This window comes from Sedimentitalea xiamensis (genome assembly GCF_030164465.1).
GTDB classification, from domain to species: Bacteria; Pseudomonadota; Alphaproteobacteria; order Rhodobacterales; family Rhodobacteraceae; genus Sedimentitalea; species Sedimentitalea xiamensis.
The window spans coordinates 1-16,439 of sequence record NZ_JASNJE010000017.1 but is presented as its reverse complement, the minus strand read 5'-3'; the positions used below and the strand labels follow the sequence as shown (position 1 = coordinate 16,439).

The following is a 16,439-nucleotide window of genomic DNA, read 5'->3' as shown; positions in this document are numbered from 1 at the left end:
TTCGAGGGACCCCATGGGACGCAAACGCAAGGGACGCGACATTTCCGGCTGGCTGATCATCGACAAACCCGCCGGCCCGACATCGACGGCCGTCGTGAACAAGGTGCGATGGGCGATGAACGCGCAGAAGGCAGGGCATGCAGGCACGCTGGACCCGGAAGCGACCGGCGTGCTGGCGATCGCCCTCGGCGAAGCCACGAAGACGGTGCCCTACATCACCGACGCGCTCAAATCCTATGCCTTCACCATCCGCCTGGGTCAGGCTACCAACACCGACGATGCCGAGGGCGAAGTGATCGCGGAAAGCGACAAGCGCCCCGACGACGAAGCGATCAAGGCGGCGCTCGGCCGGTTCATCGGGGAGATCCAGCAGGTTCCGCCGCAGTTCTCGGCGGTCAAGATAGACGGCGAACGCGCCTATAAGCGCGCCCGAAGCGGCGAGGAAATGGACCTTGCCGCGCGACCGCTGTGGGTCGAGGAACTCGTGCTGACGGACCGCCCCGACGCGGATCACGCGACGCTCGAAATGACCTGCGGCAAAGGCGGGTATGTGCGCAGCATTGCCCGCGATCTGGGCGCGGCGCTCGGGTGCCACGCCCATGTCACGGCGCTGCGCCGCCTCTGGTCCGGCCCCTTTGACGCCAGCGACGGGCTGAGCCTCGCGCAGGTCGAAGAGATGGCGCGGACCGACCGGCTCGACCCGTATCTCCTGCCGCTTGAACGGGGCCTCGCCGACTTGCCCGAAGTCCGCTGCACGCCCGAAGGCGCCGCCCGCCTGCGCAACGGAAATCCCGGCATGGTCCTGGCATCGGATATCGAGTACGGAGAGGAGTGCTGGGCATCCGAGGACGGCAAGGCGGTCGCGGTCGGCATCTACAAGGCGGGCGAACTGCATCCCAGCCGCGTGTTCAACGCCTGACCGGCGATGATCGTCCGGAGCCATACCAAGGGCGATGCGCCGTCGACCGCCGTCTATTCGGATTGCGAACGATACCGCTACAGCCTGACCCGCACCTGGGATCCGGCGGGACGACGGGCGCTGTTCGTGATGCTCAACCCGTCGACGGCCACGGAGGTGCAGAACGACCCCACCGTGGAACGGTGCGAACGCCGCGCGCGCACACTTGGTTTCGGCGCGTTCCGGGTCGCGAACATCTTCGCCTGGCGGGACACCGATCCGCGGGCGATGCGGGCCGCCCCCGAACCGGTCGGTCCCGGCAACGACGCGGCGATCATCGAAGGGGTGGCCTGGGCGGACCAGGTGATCGCAGCCTGGGGCACGCATGGGGAACATCTTGGCCGCGGCGCCGCCGTGGCAACGCTGCTGCGCGGCAGTGGCGGCCCGCTCTTTCACCTGGGCCTGAGCAAGGCCGGCCACCCGAAACACCCGCTTTACATCGCCTATTCCCAGCAGCCGACGCCCTGGATCGAGTAACCCGTTCTTTACCGGCACAGGATATTGCTTTTCATCGGTGCCCTGTTCTTGTGCGCCGGTTCTGGCCGTTTGGTTTCTGTGCGTGGAGCGTGAAGATGTTTCTGTTTGCTGGGTTGTTGGGGCTTCTGGCTGTCGGCGGCGTCGCGCTGGCCGTCGATTTTTCCGGATCGTCTGCCGAGGACGACATGGCCGAAGATACCGGCGACGAACTGCCCCTGGACGCCGAACAGGATATGACCAACCTGATCGACCTTTCCGATAGCCCCGACGACCTGATCCTGTCCGGCTCCGACCAGACCGACCGGATCAGCGCGGGCGCGGGGGCCGATCAGATCAACGGCTATGACGACGCCGATACCATTCACGGGGGCGACGGCAACGACGATCTGCATGGTGGCGATGGCGATGACCTTCTGTTCGGGCAGGACGGGAACGACACGATGCACGGTGAAGACGGTTCCGATCGCCTGGATGGCGGCAACGGGGACGATCAGCTGTTCGGCCACAACGACGACGACTTTCTGCTCGGTGGCGCGGGCGATGACGAATTGCAGGGCGGCGCGGGCGACGACGCGCTTGACGGCGGCGATGGCGACGACGCGCTTCACGGTGGGTTGGGCGACGATTACCTGACCGGCGGGGCGGGACAGGACACCTTGTTCGGCGGATCGGGAAATGACGTTCTGTCGGGGCTCGACCCATCCGACTCCGGTGACGCGCTTCCCGGCTCCGGCAAGGACTTCCTGAATGGCGGCGACGGGGACGACGTTCTGTTCGCCGACGGCGGCGATATCCTGACGACCGGCGACGGCGCGGACACGGTGGTGCTTGGCGACTGGATCGAAGACGGGAATGGCGCGGAGCTGATGGATTTCGACCGGGACGAAGACAAGCTGGTGTTGGTTTGCGACCTGGCCGAAAACCCGGACCCGGAGATCGAAATCCAGGCCGATGAAGACGATCCGACACTCAGCCGCATCCTGTTCGATGGCGCCGAAATCGCCCTGGTGCGGGGATCGGCGGGGCTGACTTCGGATGATATCGTGGTGATGGATCGGTCGGCTTCGACGGTGCTCGGCCTCCCGGCGGCGTAGGATCGCGCCGAATCCCTTTGCCATTCTCATGAAAAGCGCCTATACGCGCCCGTCGATGATGGATTCCCGCCTTCGCCGGGGCTGTCAGAGGCGCTCTCCACGGGCCTGTGCTGGACGACATCCCGGCCTGCGCCATTCATTTCAACCTCGCAAAGGAGTCCCCGATGTCGATCACTGCCGAAGAAAAAACACGCATCATGAAAGAGTTCGCGACCAAGGAAGGCGACACCGGTTCGCCCGAAGTCCAGGTTGCGATCCTCTCGTCGCGCATCGCCACCCTGACCGAGCACTTCAAGACTCACAAGAAAGACAACCACGGTCGCCGCGGTCTTCTGAAGATGGTCGCTCATCGCCGCAAGCTGCTGGACTATGTCAAGGGCAAGGACGAAGCACGCTATCAGGACCTGATCGGACGCCTCGGCCTGCGCCGCTGATCGGAAGTTCCCTTCCGTTTGGCAAAACGCACCACCGGCGTTCTGTCCGTTTTGCACCCCCGCCTGTCCAACAGGCGGGGGTATTGTCTTTGAAAGACGCTCAACGGTGCCCCGCCGGGCCGGCGCGGATCGGAACCGCAAGCTCTCTTCGCACGGATTCTGCACGACGTTCCTGGCGAGGATCACGCCGCGGCCGGCTCGGAGTCGGAGATCGTGCACGGCGAAGGTTCCGGATAACTCGAAAGCCACAACCATCTGCGCCAGTTCGCCGCCACTGCCCAAGGCGGCGATGAGGTCGATCACCTCGGAGCTGACAAGTCCGAAGTGCGAGCCGATCATATCGTCGATGAAGGCCAGCGACTTCCCGTGCAGCAGGCCGGCCTTCAGGGCCTCGGGTTCCGGACCCGCGTTGTCGGAACGGTTCTCATCAGCCACGTCGGGATATCCGACCGGGAAAGCTTCGTCATCAAAAGCGTTGGGAACCCGGTTCAGCGCGATGATCTGCTCGAAACCTTTTCCGGAGTCGGACAGGATGGTGCCGTCGAGACGTCAATGAAAAAGAGCTTGCCGACGAAATACGGCACCGCTTCGGAGCCGCCCTCACCGGCAGCGCCTTCGCAAGACACGGCCTACCTGCTGCCGAGATCGTCATTCATCAGAGTTTCTACAGTCGGTTTCAGCAGTGTCATCCCCAGATCGAAGGCGGGACAGCAAGCTCTTTCTGTCGTGCCTTGCCTCGAATGCGTAACGGTCGGACTCCGGTATCCGACGTCCCTGGACGGTCCGGCATTGACCGAACCTGGCGCCGGCAGGCCAGCTTTTGGCCGGTCAACCGGCCGACGGATCGGATTTGTGACAACGGTCGGAGCGCCCGAACGTGCAACGCGGGCACCGGGCACCGATTCGCGGAGAGCCGGGAGCGGCTACGGAATTATCTGACTTTGATATATATCAAATCCAGGCTTCGGGTTTCAACCTACGGTTCTCTAAGCGAACAGAAGTAGACCCAACATGCGCATCAATGACTCAATGGCCGGCAAGCCACAAAATCTGCTCGATCATCTGTCCGCACCGGTCAGAACCTGCCTGTTGTCCAAGGCCCGCCTGCGGAAGTATTGCCGTGGCGCGACGATCTGCCTGCAGGGCGACAGGACCACTACGCTCAAGGTGGTCCAGAGCGGATGGGTCAAACTTTTTCGCGTGCAGGCCAACGGCGACGAGGCCGTTCTCGCGACCCTTTCGGACGGTCAGAGCTTCGAAGAAATCGAGGCTTTGAACGGCGGTGAAAGCCCGTCTTCCGTCGAGGCGCTCAGCGACTGCATCGTCCTGCATATCGACCTGTCCGCGATCTGCGATTGCGAAAACGCCTATCGCGAGATCAGCGCCGCGGTCCTGGCCGCGGCATCGGGTCACCTGAACGCCATGCGCAGCGACATCGAGCAATTGAAGGTCAAGTCGGGCGCGCAGCGTCTGGTCGACTTCATCGTCGAACTGAGCCAGCTTCACGGCGATCAGAACGAGCTGGAATTGCCCTACGGCAAGGTCGTTCTGGCGGGAAAACTGGGCATGAGGCCGGAAAGCCTGTCGCGCGCCTTCAGCCGCCTGAAGTCGCTGGGCATCCAAAGCTGCAACCGCCGGATCATCGTGACGGACATGGACGCCCTGAAGCTGCACCTGATCGAGGACGGACAAGGCACCGGTCTCGCAGCCTGACGCCGGGTCCGGCCCGGGCGCTGCCCGATGCGACCGGCCGAAGTGGGTGCGGCGGCCCTTTCCTTCCGCCCGAAACTCCTGTATGCGCGCACAATCTGAGACGTGACGCCTTTGACCCCGGGCGCATGAAAAGGATTGGGGTCGGCGGCAATGGGGCCGCCACGCAAACGCGGGACCCGCAGGGGCGGGAGTGCCCGCATACAGGAAACGATAGATGTTCAACGTAACGACGAAGTCGATGCAGTGGGGCGAGGAAACGCTCACACTGGAAACGGGCAAGGTTGCCCGCCAGGCCGATGGCAGTGTCATCGCCACCCTGGGCGAAACCAGCGTCATGGCCAACGTGACCTACGCCCGCAAGCAGAAACCGGGGCAGGATTTCTTTCCGCTGACGGTCCACTACAACGAGAAATATTATGCCGCGGGCAAGATTCCCGGCGGTTTCTTCAAGCGCGAGGCGCGCCCGACCGAAAAGGAAACCCTGACCAGCCGCCTGATTGACCGCCCGATCCGCCCGCTGTTCGTGCCCGGCTTCAAGAACGAAGTCCTGGTCATGTGCACCGTGCTGAGCCACGATCTGGTCAACGATCCGGACATGGTGGCGATGATCGCCGCCAGTGCGGCGCTGACGCTGTCCGGCGCTCCCTTCATGGGACCGATCGCCGGCTGCCGTGTCGGGTTCGAAGACGGCGAATACGTGCTGAACCCGACCGTGGACGACATGCAGGACCTGCGCCTGAATCCCGAGCAGCGGCTCGACCTGGTCGTCGCGGGCACCAAGGATGCGGTCATGATGGTCGAATCCGAAGCCTATGAACTGTCCGAAGCGGAAATGCTGGGCGCGGTGAAATTCGCCCACGAACAGATCCAGCCGGTGATCGACCTGATCATCGCGCTGGCGGAAGACGCCGCGAAAGAGCCGTTCGACTTCCAGCCCGAAGACTATTCGGAACTCTACGACGCCGTGAAAGCCGCGGGCGAGACCGAAATGCGGGCCGCCTTCGCGATCGTCGACAAGCAGGAGCGCACCGCCGCTGTTGCCGCCGCACGCGAAACCATTCTCGGCAAGCTGAGCGAAGAGCAGCAAGAGGACATCAACCTCGGCTCCGCGCTCAAGAAGCTCGAAGCGGGCATTTTGCGCGGCGACGTGGTCAAGACCGGCAAGCGGATCGACGGGCGCAAGACCGATGAAATCCGCGACATCACTGCGGAAACCGGCCTGCTGCCGCGCACCCATGGCTCGGCCCTGTTCACCCGTGGCGAAACCCAGGGCCTGGTCGTGACCACGCTGGGAACCGGCGATGACGAACAATTCATCGATGCGCTGCACGGCAACTTCAAATCGAACTTCCTGCTGCACTACAACTTCCCGCCCTATTCGGTCGGCGAAGTCGGGCGCGTCGGCCCTCCGGGCCGCCGCGAGATCGGCCACGGCAAGCTGGCATGGCGCGCCTTGCAGGCGGTTCTGCCGGCCGCGACCGATTTTCCCTACACGATCCGCGTGGTGTCCGAGATCACCGAATCCAACGGCTCGTCCTCGATGGCCTCGGTCTGCGGCGGCTCGCTGTCGATGATGGATGCGGGCGTTCCGCTCAAGGCGCCGGTGGCCGGCGTGGCGATGGGCCTGATCCTGGAAGACGACGGGTCCTACGCGATCCTGTCCGACATCCTGGGCGACGAAGACCACCTGGGCGACATGGACTTCAAGGTGGCGGGAACCGAGAACGGCATCACCTCCCTGCAGATGGACATCAAGGTCGCGGGCATCACCCCCGAGATCATGGAAAAGGCGCTGGAACAGGCCAAGGCCGGACGTCTGCACATCCTGGGCGAGATGAACAAGGCGCTGTCCGGCGCCGCGGAATTCTCGATCCATGCGCCCCGCATCGAGACGATGCAGGTGCCGACCGACAAGATCCGCGAAGTCATCGGATCGGGCGGCAAGGTGATCCGCGAGATCGTCGAAGTCAGCGGCGCCAAGGTCGACATCAATGACGACGGCATCATCAAGATCGCCAGCCCCAATGCCGACGCCATCCAGAAGGCCTATGACATGATCCACTCGATCGTGGCCGAGCCGGAAGAAGGCAAGGTCTATACCGGCAAGGTGGTCAAGATCGTCGATTTCGGGGCCTTCGTGAACTTCTTCGGCAAGCGCGACGGGCTGGTCCACGTGTCCCAGATCGAGAACCGTCGCCTGAATCATCCTTCGGATGTGCTGAAGGAAGGCCAGGAAGTGAAGGTCAAGCTCCTGGGCTTTGATGATCGCGGCAAGGTGCGCCTGTCGATGAAGGTCGTCGATCAGGAAACCGGCGAAGAGATCAAGAAGGAAGAAGCGGCGGAATGATCTGTTCGCTTTTCTGGCGAGACAAGGGGCTCCGGTGGCGACACCGGGGCCCTTTTTGCATGCCGCCTGGCAGACGACCCCATAGCGGACCACAAGCCGCGTGGCGGGACTGGATTTTCAGGCCAGCTATCGTGCGCGACGCCGAGGAACAGCACATTGTTGGAGGTTTCGTGAAGTATCTCCCGATCGCGGCGGGGGCCGCCACGGGTGCCGGGCGTACCGTGCCTCGGCCGGAGGTTTTCCAACCGACGCACCTATGCCGAACCCATCGCCGACGAATTCACTGCCGCCGGGCCGGAGTCCGGCAGACTGGCATTGGGTGGCATGACCGGCAAAGACGCCCACCTGGCCGCCTTCGCACCGCTCTCGACCTTCGCGGGTGTGTTGGCCAACAGGTTCGGGCTGCCGACCATACTGAGCCCGCCGAAGTTCCGCCCCCGCGCCGCCTGATCTCCGGCACACCGCTTCCCTGCGCCCGCTTTAGCCTGTAATCAGTTCCCATGCGTTCAATGATCATCCATTTGCCCGGCAGCACGAAACGGCGCGGCAATGTCTACAGGCTGCTGACCGACCTGCCCGATGCCGAGGTGGTGGAGGCCGTCGATGGACGCGACCCGGCGCAAATCGCCGGGGTTCGGCGCAGCGACGGCACCCGCTTTTCGCCGCACTACCCCTTCCCGCTTCGCCCGGCCGAGATCGGCGTGTTCCAGAGCCACCGCCGCTGCTGGCAGCGGATCCTCGACGAGGGCCATGATTTCGCCCTGGTCGCCGAGGACGACCTGCGTGTCGATCCCGACAGGCTGGCCCGTGCGCTCGCCCTGATCGCAGCCCATGCCACTCCCGAGATGTTCATCCGCCTGCCGGTCAAGGCACGCGAAACGCCGGCCCGGGTGCTCGCTTCTGATGGCCAGATGCGGCTGATCCTGCCCCGGATCATCGGGTTGCAATGCATTTGCCAGGTGGTTGGCAGCGGCGCCGCAGAACGCCTGCTCGGTGCCACGGAAACCATTGACCGCCCGGTCGATACCTTTCTTCAGATGCACTGGATCACCGGCCAGCCGGTTCACACGATCCTGCCCAACGGAAATGCCGAGATCGCCAACCAGATCGGCGGCTCGACCATCCAGACGAAGACGCGCGCCAGCGGGAAACTGGCGCGCGAAGTGAAACGTGCACTCTACCGCGCCCGGCTGCATCTGCACCCGCAACATCCCTGACAGGACAAAGGCGTGGCCAACGCCACGCCCTCTTCATCTTTGCGGAAATACTCCGGGGGAGTCCCGAAGGGACGGGGGCAGCGCCCCCATCCCGCTCAGGCCGGGTTCTTGGCGAAGCGCAGGTAGGGAAGCTTCTTGTCCAGAGTCCCGAACTTGTCTTCGGCGGCCTTGTCGTCAAGGGCAAGCGCGACGATCACATCCTGCCCCTGCTGCCAGTTCGCCGGTGTCGCCAGCGGCTGCTGGTAGGTGCGCTGCAAACCGTCGAGCGCCCGCAGGACCTCGGCAAAATTCCTCCCCACGCTCATCGGGTAGGTCATGGTCAGCTGCAACTTCTTGTCCGGGCTGATGATGAACACGGCACGCACCGTCGCGCTGTCCGCCGGGGTGCGGCCATCCGGCAGATAGGCATCGGCGGGCAGCATGTCAAAAGCCTTGGAAACCGCCAGCCCTTCATCCGCGATGATCGGGAACCCGGCGGTGGTGCCGGCGAAACTCTCGATGTCGCCCTTCCATTTCTTGTGGTCCTCGACCCCGTCCACGGACACGCCGATCACCTTGGTGCCGCGTTTGGCCCACTCATCGGCCAGTTGCGCCACGGCGCCGAATTCGGTGGTGCAGACCGGGGTGAAATCCTTGGGATGGGAAAACAGGATCGCCCAGCTGTCGCCGATCCAGTCGTGGAACTGGATGGTGCCCTGGTCTGTTTCCGCGGTAAAGTTCGGGACGGTGTCATTGATGCGCAAAGCCATTTCGATGATCCTTTCGAAAAATGCGAGACGATTGGTCGTCGTCACGGACAACCTAATCATAACACCGGGGCGTTACATCCCCTCTCTTGCCCCCGATGGCCAGCAGTGACAGAGTGCCGCGAATCCCTGACCAGCCGGTCAGGTCAGCTGTCAGATACGGGAGATCCGACCATGATCGAGAAACGCGACTTTTACATCAACGGGCAATGGGTCGCCCCGGCAGAGCCGAATGACTACGCCGTGATCGACCCCTCCAGCGAAGAACCCTGCGCGGTCATTTCCCTGGGCGGACAGGCCGACACCGACGCCGCCGTCGCCGCCGCCAAGGCGGCCCTGCCGGGCTGGATGGCGACGCCCGTGGCCGAGCGCATCGCACTGGTGGAAAAACTGATGGACATCTACCAGTCCCATGCCGAAGACCTCGCCGAGGCCATGAGCAGTGAAATGGGCGCGCCCATCGACATGGCCCGCAGCCAGCAGGTCGGCGCCGGATCCTACCATCTGGCCAATTTCGTCAAGGCCGCCAAGGCCTTCGACTTCGAGCGCCCGCTGCGTGCGGACACACCCAACGACCGTATCATTTATGAAGCGGTCGGCGTCGCGGCGCTGATCACGCCCTGGAACTGGCCGATGAACCAGATCACGCTCAAGGTGGGCGCGGCCGCGATCGCGGGCTGCACGATGGTGCTGAAACCCAGCGAACAAAGCCCGCTCGACGCGATGATCTTCGCGCAGATGATGCACGACGCGGGCTTCCCGCCGGGCGTCTTCAACCTGGTCAATGGCGATGGCGCCGGTGTCGGCAGCCAGCTGTCCGGTCATCCGGATGTCGACATGGTCAGCTTCACCGGATCGACCCGCGCGGGCACCGCGATTTCCAGGAACGCGGCGGACACGTTGAAAAAGGTCCACCTGGAACTGGGCGGCAAGGGCGCGAACGTGATCTTTGCCGATGCGGATGACAAGGCGGTGAAGCGTGGCGTGTTGCACATGATGAACAACACCGGACAGTCCTGCAACGCGCCGAGCCGGATGCTGGTGCAGCGCGACATCTACGATCAGGCGGTGGACACGGCGGCCGAGGTCGCCAGAGCCGTCACGGTCGGCAACGCCCATGACGAAGGCCGCCACATCGGCCCGGTGGTCAACGAAACCCAGTGGAACAAGATCCAGGACCTGATCCAGAAGGGCATCGACGAGGGCGCGCGCCTGGTCGCGGGCGGCACCGGGCGTCCCGAAGGCTTCAACAAGGGTTACTACGTGAAGCCGACGGTCTTTGCCGACGTGAACAACCAGATGACCATCGCACGCGAGGAAATCTTCGGACCCGTGCTGTCGATGATCCCGTTCGATACCGAGGAAGAGGCCATCGAGATCGCAAACGACACGCCCTATGGTCTGACCAACTATGTCCAGACCCAGGATGGCGCCCGCGCCAACCGCATGGCCCGCGCGCTGCGGTCCGGCATGGTCGAGATGAACGGCAAGCCGCGCAGCGCCGGCGCGCCCTTCGGCGGCATGAAACAGTCCGGCAACGGGCGCGAGGGCGGCATCTTCGGGATCGAGGACTTCCTGGAGATCAAGGCTGTCGGCGGCTGGGCGGCAGAGTAAACTCTCGCGAAAACGCCCCGAAGGCCGCCGGTTTCGGCGGCCTTTTTCGTTGCGATCCGTTCTGTTTCAGCGGAGCTCGCCGCGTGGACAGCGAAACCTTTCCCACCGCGCTTAATGCCCCCAGGTCCGCTTCAGAAAGGCCGCGTCCGTATCCGACGGCCGGTAGATCCGCACCGGCAGATGATTGTAGCCCGCGCCGGTGAACCCGTTCTCGACAGACAACAGCCCGGGCGGGGGAAATGCCTCGGCCCTGGTCTTCGCCATCCTTTCCATGAGGGCGCGCGCTTGCCCGGTCGTCAGGCTTTGCAACCTGGGGATGCCGGGATCTGCCGTCCGGTCGGGAATGGCCCGGATCTGCGGATGGACATCCCTGGGCATGGCGCGGACTCCTTTCAAATGCAGGCGCGACGCTATCGCCTTGCTGCAAAAGTCCGAAGATCATCGGATCCGTTTCATTTCACGGATCCAGGCACCTTCGCCGAAACCGATCAAGCAGGTTGAGTCCGGCGTCATTGCTGTGGCGTTTTGCCGGGATCGTTCCTAGAAACGGACCATGATCATTTCCCGCCTTCACGGCCGACTCGGCAACCAGATGTTTCAATACGCGGCGGCACGCGGTCTGGCGGAACGGCATGGAACCGGGGTCGCGCTGGACAGCCGCGAGGCCAAAGCCCGCGGCGAAGGCGTGCTGACGCGGGTTTTCGACCTGCCGCTCGCGGCCCCGGACCGGCTGCCGCCGCTGAAACGGAAAGCTCCCCTTCGCTATGGCCTGTGGAGACTGACCAGCCCGGCATTCCGCCGCGAGAACGGGCTTGGCTACAATACGGCGATCGAAACCTGGCCCGATGGCAGCTACCTGCACGGCTACTGGCAGTCGGAACGATATTTTGCCCATGTCGCCGATGCCATCCGGCGGGATTTCCGGTTTCCCGGCTTTTCCTCGTCCCGGAATGCCGAAATGGCCGCCCGGATCGGCGCGGGGCTGTCGGTATCCCTGCATGTGCGGCGCGGCGACTACCTGACGCTCGGGGCGCATACGCTCTGCGATCAGGCCTATTACGACGCGGCGCTGGCGCGGGTGCTCGAGGGGCTGGACGGGGCGCCTACGGTGTATGTCTTCTCGGACGATCCGGACTGGGCCAAGGTCAACCTGCCCTTGCCCTGCGCCAAGGTGGTGGTGGATTTCAACGGGGCCGATGCGGATTTCGAGGACATGCGCCTGATGTCGCTCTGCAATCACAACATCATCGGCAATTCGTCGTTTTCATGGTGGGGGGCTTGGCTGAACGCCAACCGCGACAAGCGCGTCGCGGGACCGGCACGGTGGTTCGGCGACCCCAAGCTCGTCAATCCGGACATCCTGCCGGATCGGTGGGCGGCGATCGACGCCTGATCCGGCCGGCAGGGACGTCGCCGTCAGAGATCCCCAGCCACGGTGGCGACGAAAATGGACGATCTTTCGTTCTCGGCCACCGCCCCGACCGCCAGAACGCAGGCTTTGCGCGTCGTGTCCAGCAATTGCGATCCTGCGGGGATGCCCTTCGCTTTGTGCTGTTTCGCGACCGCTTTCACCTGATCGACGCATCTGGCGATGACGCTGTCCAGCGCGCTGCGGGATTCCGCCCGCGCCAATGCCGAACTCAGCTTCTTTTCGGTCTGGACCAAGCGGCCGATTTCGAAACCGGCGATGATCTCGCCATAGGTGTCGATCTCGGCGGGAAAGGAGGCAGGCGACTCGAACAGGCCGAGATCGGCTTTGGCCAGAAATATGTAGAGACCGTTGAACGAATCATACACCCGGTTCGCGCTGGTCATCCGGAATTGCGGATTGGAATTGCAGGCGGACAGCACGAACACCGCGGCGGTGAAGGCCAGGAAACGACTCGATTTTACCGCCACATCGGATGTCCCAAAGTCAGATTGCGTCGCTTGCGCCACAGGTTAGACGAGGTCCCATGGTTGCACAACTGGCCTGAAACGCCCCTTTCGGGCGCTAGAATTCCGCCGCCACCCGAAACTTCATCGATACGCCGCTGTCCGGATGCTTGATCCTCAGTTCCTCGGAATGCAGCATCATCCGAACATGATCTGCCGCATCCCCGTCTGCATACAGCGGGTCGCCGAGAATCGGATGGCCCAGAGCCGCCATATGCACCCGAAGCTGATGCGTCCGACCGGTCTTTGGCATCAGCCGCACGCGGCTTTCGCCGGGATCGTGACGCAGGACCCGCCATTCGGTGACGGCCGGTTTACCGGTCTGTCGGCAGACCATCTGGCGGGGCCGGTTTTCCCAGTCGACGATCAGCGGCAGATCGACGGTGCCGGCCTTCGGGGTCAGTTCGCCAGCCAGCCGCGCGACATAGGTCTTGCGGGCCTGGCGCTTTTCAAATTGTTGGCCAAGGTGGCGTTGCGCATGAGGGGTCAGCGCGAACACCATGACGCCGGACGTGTCCCGGTCCAGCCGATGCACCAGAAGGGCCTCGGGGAATACGGCCTGCAACCGGATCGACAGGCAATCGGCCAGATGCGCACCTCGGCCCGGAACGCTGAGCAGGCCGGCGGGCTTGTTGACCACGACGATCTGCGCGTCGTCATGGATCACGTCCATAGGCTGATCCGGCGGGGTATAATCAGAGGAAACGGCCATGCCGAACCCCTACTCCGGCGCAGGGGGGACGGCAAGGTCGCGCCCGGCCGTCACGTCACGTCGCACTTGCCTGCGATACGGCCTCGCGCGACTGTGGCGCAGAACTTGGTGAAAGGACCCGACCATGCACCCGACCATCGCCAGAATGCAGGACGTCGTCGCAAAGGGCGAGGAAACCGCGATTGCCGGGCTTCTGGCCGAAGACGTGCGGTTCATGCCGCCAACCTATTTCGCCACCTGGACCGGGCGCGACGCGGTCGCCGCCGTGCTCGGTCACGTGGGCCAGGTGTTCCGGGGTTTCGAGTACCGCCGCGTGATGGGCGACGGAAACGACTGGGCGCTGGAATTTCAGTGCAAGGTCGGCGATCTCGACGCGGTCGGGGTCGATCTCATCACCCTGAACGATGCCGGGCTGATCCAAACCTTCGAAGTCGTCATGCGCCCGTACAAAACCGTGGGCGCGTTGCGCGAGGCAATGAACGCCCGCGTCTCGACCGACCCGCGGTTTCTGAAATTCCGCAACGCCCTGTCCTGATCCGGCAGGGTCTGGGCGCCTTTTCGGTTCGGGATATCAACCCGCCGGGCGACCGTCGGACAAGTGGTGAGAGACGCCTCCGCCGCTACATCCGCACCCGTTCCGACATCGGATCGTAAAACGGCCTCAGCGACACATCGGCCGCCACCCGCGCCCCGGCCACGTCGATCTCGTAGCGCGATGCCAGGACGCCGGCGACACTTTCGCCCTTGCAAGGCACGTATCCCAGGCCGATTGCCGCGCCCAGATGATGCCCGTAGGCGCCCGAGGACAGGTGGCCGACGATCTCGCCATCCCGCAGGATCGGTTCGTTGTGATAGAGCAACGGTTCCGGGTCGTGCAACCTGAACTGGACCAAACGAGCGCCCAGCCCGCTTTCCATCTTGTCCAGCACCGCCGCACGGCCGATGAAATCCGGCTTGTCGCGGCCGACCGCAAAGCCGAGCCCGGCCTCCAGAACGTGATCCTCCGGCGTGATGTCATGACCGAAATGGCGGAAACCCTTCTCGATCCGGGCGCAATCCATCATGTGCATCCCACAGAGTTTCAGGCCCAGATCCTGCCCGGCGGCCAGCAGGGTTTCAAAGGCGTGCGCCGCCATGTCCGCCCCGACATAGATTTCCCAGCCGAGCTCTCCGACATAGGACACCCGGTGCGCACGGGCGAGGCCAAGGCCGAGTTCGATCTCCTGCGCGGTGCCAAAGGGATTGGCCGCGTTTGAAAAATCGTTCGGCGACACCGCCTGCATCAAACCGCGAGCCTTCGGCCCCATCACCGCCAGCACCGCCTCTCCGGCGGTCACGTCGGTGATGACGACCGACCGGTCGCCCAGGTGCCGCCGCAGCCAGGTTTCATCCGCCAGGCGGGTCGCGGCGGGCGTGACCACCAGGTAGGCAGTTTCCGTCAGCCGGGTCACGGTGACGTCGGCCTCGATCCCACCGCGCGGATTCAGGAACTGGGTGTAGACGATCCTGCCGACCGGGACCGACATGTTCGCGCCACAGACATGGTTGAGGAAGGTTTCCGCATCGCGCCCTTCCACGCGCAGCTTGCCGAAGGAAGACATGTCATACATGCCGATATTGCCCCGCACGGCGGCGAGTTCCCCGGCCACGTTGTCAAAGAAGTTCTGCCGTTTCCAGCAATAGGCATATTCCGCCACCTGGCCTGGACGGGCGAACCAGTTGGCGCGTTCCCAGCCGGCGAGTTCGCCGAACACCGCGCCCTGTTGCGCCAGATGCGCATGAAATGGCGTGCGCCGCACGCCGCGCGCGCTGGCCTTCTGGCGAAAGGGAAAGTGATCGGCATAGAGCAGGCCGAGCGTTTCGCTGGCACGGGCGCGCAGGTAGCGGACATTGCCCTGAAACGGCTGCGTCCGGGCGATGTCCACGTCGCCCAGATCAAAAGGTTTCGCGCCGTCCTGCATCCATTGCGCAAGGGCCATGCCGGCGCCACCCGCGGACTGGATGCCGATGGAGTTGAACCCGGCGGCGACCCAGACATTGTCCATCTCCGGCGCAAGGCCCAGATGGTAGGCGTTGTCCGGCGTGAAACTTTCCGGCCCGTTGAAGAAGGTGTGGATGCCCGCCTGTCCGAGCATCGGCATCCGGTTCACGGCCATTTCGAGGACCGGTTCGAAATGATCGAAATCCTCGGGCAACTGGTCGAACTCGAAGTTTTCGGGAATCGGTCCCCAGGGTTTCGATACCGGCTCGAACGCGCCCAGCATGAGTTTTCCGGCGTCTTCCTTGTAGTAGGCGCATTCGTCGGGGACCCGCAGCACCGGAAGTTGCGTGAGGCCGGCAATCGGTTCGGAGACGATGTAGAAATGCTCGCAGGCCTGGAGCGGCACGTTGGTGCCGAGCATTCGCCCGACCTCGCGTCCCCACATGCCGGCGCAGTTGACCACATGCTCGCAGGCGATCCGGCCGGGTCCGCCGGCGGTTTCATAGGCGACGCCGGTGATTCGCCGCCCGTCGCGCGAAACACCCGTCACCCTGGCATTTTCCGCGATCACCGCACCGCGCTGACGCGCGCCCTTGGCTAGCGCCAGGGCGATGTTGCCCGGATCGCCCTGGCCGTCCTTGTCGAGATAGACGCCTGCGACGACGCCCTCCAGGTTGAGATGCGGGTAGCGTGCCGCGATCTCGGCGGGGCCGATTTCCTCGATGTCCACGCCGAAGGCGCGGGCCATGGCGGCAGAGCGGAAAAGCTCCTCGCGGCGGTCTTCGGTCAGGGCAACGGTGATCGAGCCGACGCGCTTGAACCCGGTGGCGACCCCGGTTTCGGATTCGAGACCGCCGTAGAGTTCCTGGCTGTATTTCGCCAGTTTCGTCATGTTGGCCGTGGCCCGCAACTGCGCGATAAGGCCGGCGGCGTGCCAGGTGGTGCCGCTGGTCAGCGCCTTGCGCTCGAGCAGGACGACATCGTTCCAGCCGAGTTTCGTCAGGTGATAGGCGACGGAGCATCCAATGATCCCGCCGCCGATGATGACCGCACGCGCCTTGTCGGGAATAGAAGTCATGGCTTGTCCTTTCTGGTCGGTTTCGGATCGCTGACGCGATCCGACCGGTGGGGGGGGGGGGGGGGCCCCCCCCCCCCCGCCCGAAATTGGCCAAGAGGAAAAAACCAGACACGGGGCGGCGCAACCCGCGGCG

Annotated in this window: 16 protein-coding genes; 11 read left to right on the top strand and 5 right to left on the bottom strand. The window is 64.1% G+C overall.

Annotation, left to right across the window (positions count from 1 at the left end):
• The first annotated feature begins 13 nt into the window (after nucleotides 1-13).
• The 8 genes from truB to QO034_RS13915 all read left to right on the top strand — a co-directional run bounded on the left by truB (nucleotide 14) and on the right by QO034_RS13915 (nucleotide 8,240).
• Nucleotides 14-919: a tRNA pseudouridine(55) synthase TruB gene (truB, locus tag QO034_RS13950; protein ID WP_284486157.1), complete on the top strand. Its 906-nt coding sequence runs from the start codon at nucleotides 14-16 to the stop codon at nucleotides 917-919.
• Between the two features lie 6 nt (nucleotides 920-925).
• Entirely contained in the window at nucleotides 926-1,435 is a 510-nt protein-coding gene (locus QO034_RS13945; protein WP_284486156.1) for a DUF1643 domain-containing protein, read from the top strand.
• A 95-nt stretch (nucleotides 1,436-1,530) separates the two neighbouring features.
• On the top strand, nucleotides 1,531-2,529 hold the full coding sequence (locus tag QO034_RS13940; protein ID WP_284486155.1) for a calcium-binding protein: 999 nt from the start codon (nucleotides 1,531-1,533) through the stop codon (nucleotides 2,527-2,529).
• Nucleotides 2,530-2,693: 164 nt separating this feature from the next.
• A complete protein-coding gene (gene rpsO, locus QO034_RS13935) occupies nucleotides 2,694-2,963 on the top strand; it encodes a 30S ribosomal protein S15 (RefSeq protein WP_284486154.1) in 270 nt (89 codons plus the stop codon).
• A 1,011-nt stretch (nucleotides 2,964-3,974) separates the two neighbouring features.
• Nucleotides 3,975-4,676 (top strand): Crp/Fnr family transcriptional regulator, encoded by a 702-nt coding sequence (locus tag QO034_RS13930; protein WP_284486153.1) that lies wholly within the window; start codon nucleotides 3,975-3,977, stop codon nucleotides 4,674-4,676.
• Between the two features lie 214 nt (nucleotides 4,677-4,890).
• The gene (pnp, locus tag QO034_RS13925; RefSeq protein ID WP_284486152.1) at nucleotides 4,891-7,023 is read left to right on the top strand and encodes a polyribonucleotide nucleotidyltransferase; all 2,133 of its coding nucleotides are present in this window, start codon (nucleotides 4,891-4,893) and stop codon (nucleotides 7,021-7,023) included.
• A 207-nt stretch (nucleotides 7,024-7,230) separates the two neighbouring features.
• Nucleotides 7,231-7,473 (top strand): hypothetical protein, encoded by a 243-nt coding sequence (locus QO034_RS13920; protein WP_284486151.1) that lies wholly within the window; start codon nucleotides 7,231-7,233, stop codon nucleotides 7,471-7,473.
• A gap of 50 nt (nucleotides 7,474-7,523) precedes the next feature.
• Nucleotides 7,524-8,240: a glycosyltransferase family 25 protein gene (locus QO034_RS13915; RefSeq protein ID WP_284486150.1), complete on the top strand. Its 717-nt coding sequence runs from the start codon at nucleotides 7,524-7,526 to the stop codon at nucleotides 8,238-8,240.
• Between the two features lie 95 nt (nucleotides 8,241-8,335).
• Here the strand turns inward: QO034_RS13915 and QO034_RS13910 are convergent, their stop codons facing one another.
• A complete protein-coding gene (locus QO034_RS13910) occupies nucleotides 8,336-8,989 on the bottom strand; it encodes a peroxiredoxin (protein ID WP_284486149.1) in 654 nt (217 codons plus the stop codon).
• A 171-nt stretch (nucleotides 8,990-9,160) separates the two neighbouring features.
• On the opposite strand from QO034_RS13910, the gene QO034_RS13905 reads away from it, so the two are divergent.
• Nucleotides 9,161-10,600, top strand: coding sequence for an aldehyde dehydrogenase family protein (locus QO034_RS13905; protein ID WP_284486148.1), 1,440 nt, complete (start codon nucleotides 9,161-9,163; stop codon nucleotides 10,598-10,600).
• A gap of 111 nt (nucleotides 10,601-10,711) precedes the next feature.
• On the opposite strand, the gene QO034_RS13900 is transcribed toward QO034_RS13905, so the two are convergent.
• Nucleotides 10,712-10,978 (bottom strand): hypothetical protein, encoded by a 267-nt coding sequence (locus QO034_RS13900; RefSeq protein WP_284486147.1) that lies wholly within the window; start codon nucleotides 10,976-10,978, stop codon nucleotides 10,712-10,714.
• A gap of 175 nt (nucleotides 10,979-11,153) precedes the next feature.
• Here QO034_RS13900 and QO034_RS13895 point away from each other — a divergent pair, with 175 nt between their 5' ends.
• Nucleotides 11,154-11,993 (top strand): alpha-1,2-fucosyltransferase, encoded by an 840-nt coding sequence (locus tag QO034_RS13895; RefSeq protein WP_284486146.1) that lies wholly within the window; start codon nucleotides 11,154-11,156, stop codon nucleotides 11,991-11,993.
• Nucleotides 11,994-12,016: 23 nt separating this feature from the next.
• Here QO034_RS13895 and QO034_RS13890 read toward each other — a convergent pair whose 3' ends face one another.
• Nucleotides 12,017-12,499, bottom strand: a complete 483-nt coding sequence (locus QO034_RS13890) for a hypothetical protein (RefSeq protein WP_284486145.1) — start codon at nucleotides 12,497-12,499, stop codon at nucleotides 12,017-12,019.
• A 94-nt stretch (nucleotides 12,500-12,593) separates the two neighbouring features.
• Complete coding sequence (locus QO034_RS13885) at nucleotides 12,594-13,247, bottom strand: RluA family pseudouridine synthase (RefSeq protein ID WP_284486144.1); 654 nt, start codon at nucleotides 13,245-13,247, stop codon at nucleotides 12,594-12,596.
• Nucleotides 13,248-13,371: 124 nt separating this feature from the next.
• On the opposite strand from QO034_RS13885, the gene QO034_RS13880 reads away from it, so the two are divergent.
• Nucleotides 13,372-13,782, top strand: coding sequence for a nuclear transport factor 2 family protein (locus QO034_RS13880; protein ID WP_284486143.1), 411 nt, complete (start codon nucleotides 13,372-13,374; stop codon nucleotides 13,780-13,782).
• Nucleotides 13,783-13,867: 85 nt separating this feature from the next.
• Here the strand turns inward: QO034_RS13880 and QO034_RS13875 are convergent, their stop codons facing one another.
• Nucleotides 13,868-16,306 (bottom strand): GcvT family protein, encoded by a 2,439-nt coding sequence (locus QO034_RS13875; RefSeq protein ID WP_284486142.1) that lies wholly within the window; start codon nucleotides 16,304-16,306, stop codon nucleotides 13,868-13,870.
• Between the last annotated feature and the right edge of the window lie 133 nt (nucleotides 16,307-16,439).

What these genes read in the sequence shown, in the direction of transcription:
- QO034_RS13895 (WP_284486146.1), top strand. Translation starts at nt 11,154, where the DNA reads ATGATCATTTCCCGCCTTCACGGCCGACTCGGCAACCAGATGTTTCAA.
- QO034_RS13880 (WP_284486143.1), top strand. Translation starts at nt 13,372, where the DNA reads ATGCACCCGACCATCGCCAGAATGCAGGACGTCGTCGCAAAGGGCGAG.
- QO034_RS13915 (WP_284486150.1), top strand. Translation starts at nt 7,524, where the DNA reads ATGCGTTCAATGATCATCCATTTGCCCGGCAGCACGAAACGGCGCGGC.
- QO034_RS13945 (WP_284486156.1), top strand. Translation starts at nt 926, where the DNA reads ATGATCGTCCGGAGCCATACCAAGGGCGATGCGCCGTCGACCGCCGTC.
- QO034_RS13900 (WP_284486147.1), bottom strand. Translation starts at nt 10,978, where the DNA reads ATGCCCAGGGATGTCCATCCGCAGATCCGGGCCATTCCCGACCGGACG.
- QO034_RS13885 (WP_284486144.1), bottom strand. Translation starts at nt 13,247, where the DNA reads ATGGCCGTTTCCTCTGATTATACCCCGCCGGATCAGCCTATGGACGTG.
- QO034_RS13875 (WP_284486142.1), bottom strand. Translation starts at nt 16,306, where the DNA reads ATGACTTCTATTCCCGACAAGGCGCGTGCGGTCATCATCGGCGGCGGG.
- rpsO (WP_284486154.1), top strand. Translation starts at nt 2,694, where the DNA reads ATGTCGATCACTGCCGAAGAAAAAACACGCATCATGAAAGAGTTCGCG.
- truB (WP_284486157.1), top strand. Translation starts at nt 14, where the DNA reads ATGGGACGCAAACGCAAGGGACGCGACATTTCCGGCTGGCTGATCATC.
- QO034_RS13940 (WP_284486155.1), top strand. Translation starts at nt 1,531, where the DNA reads ATGTTTCTGTTTGCTGGGTTGTTGGGGCTTCTGGCTGTCGGCGGCGTC.
- QO034_RS13910 (WP_284486149.1), bottom strand. Translation starts at nt 8,989, where the DNA reads ATGGCTTTGCGCATCAATGACACCGTCCCGAACTTTACCGCGGAAACA.
- QO034_RS13905 (WP_284486148.1), top strand. Translation starts at nt 9,161, where the DNA reads ATGATCGAGAAACGCGACTTTTACATCAACGGGCAATGGGTCGCCCCG.
- pnp (WP_284486152.1), top strand. Translation starts at nt 4,891, where the DNA reads ATGTTCAACGTAACGACGAAGTCGATGCAGTGGGGCGAGGAAACGCTC.
- QO034_RS13930 (WP_284486153.1), top strand. Translation starts at nt 3,975, where the DNA reads ATGCGCATCAATGACTCAATGGCCGGCAAGCCACAAAATCTGCTCGAT.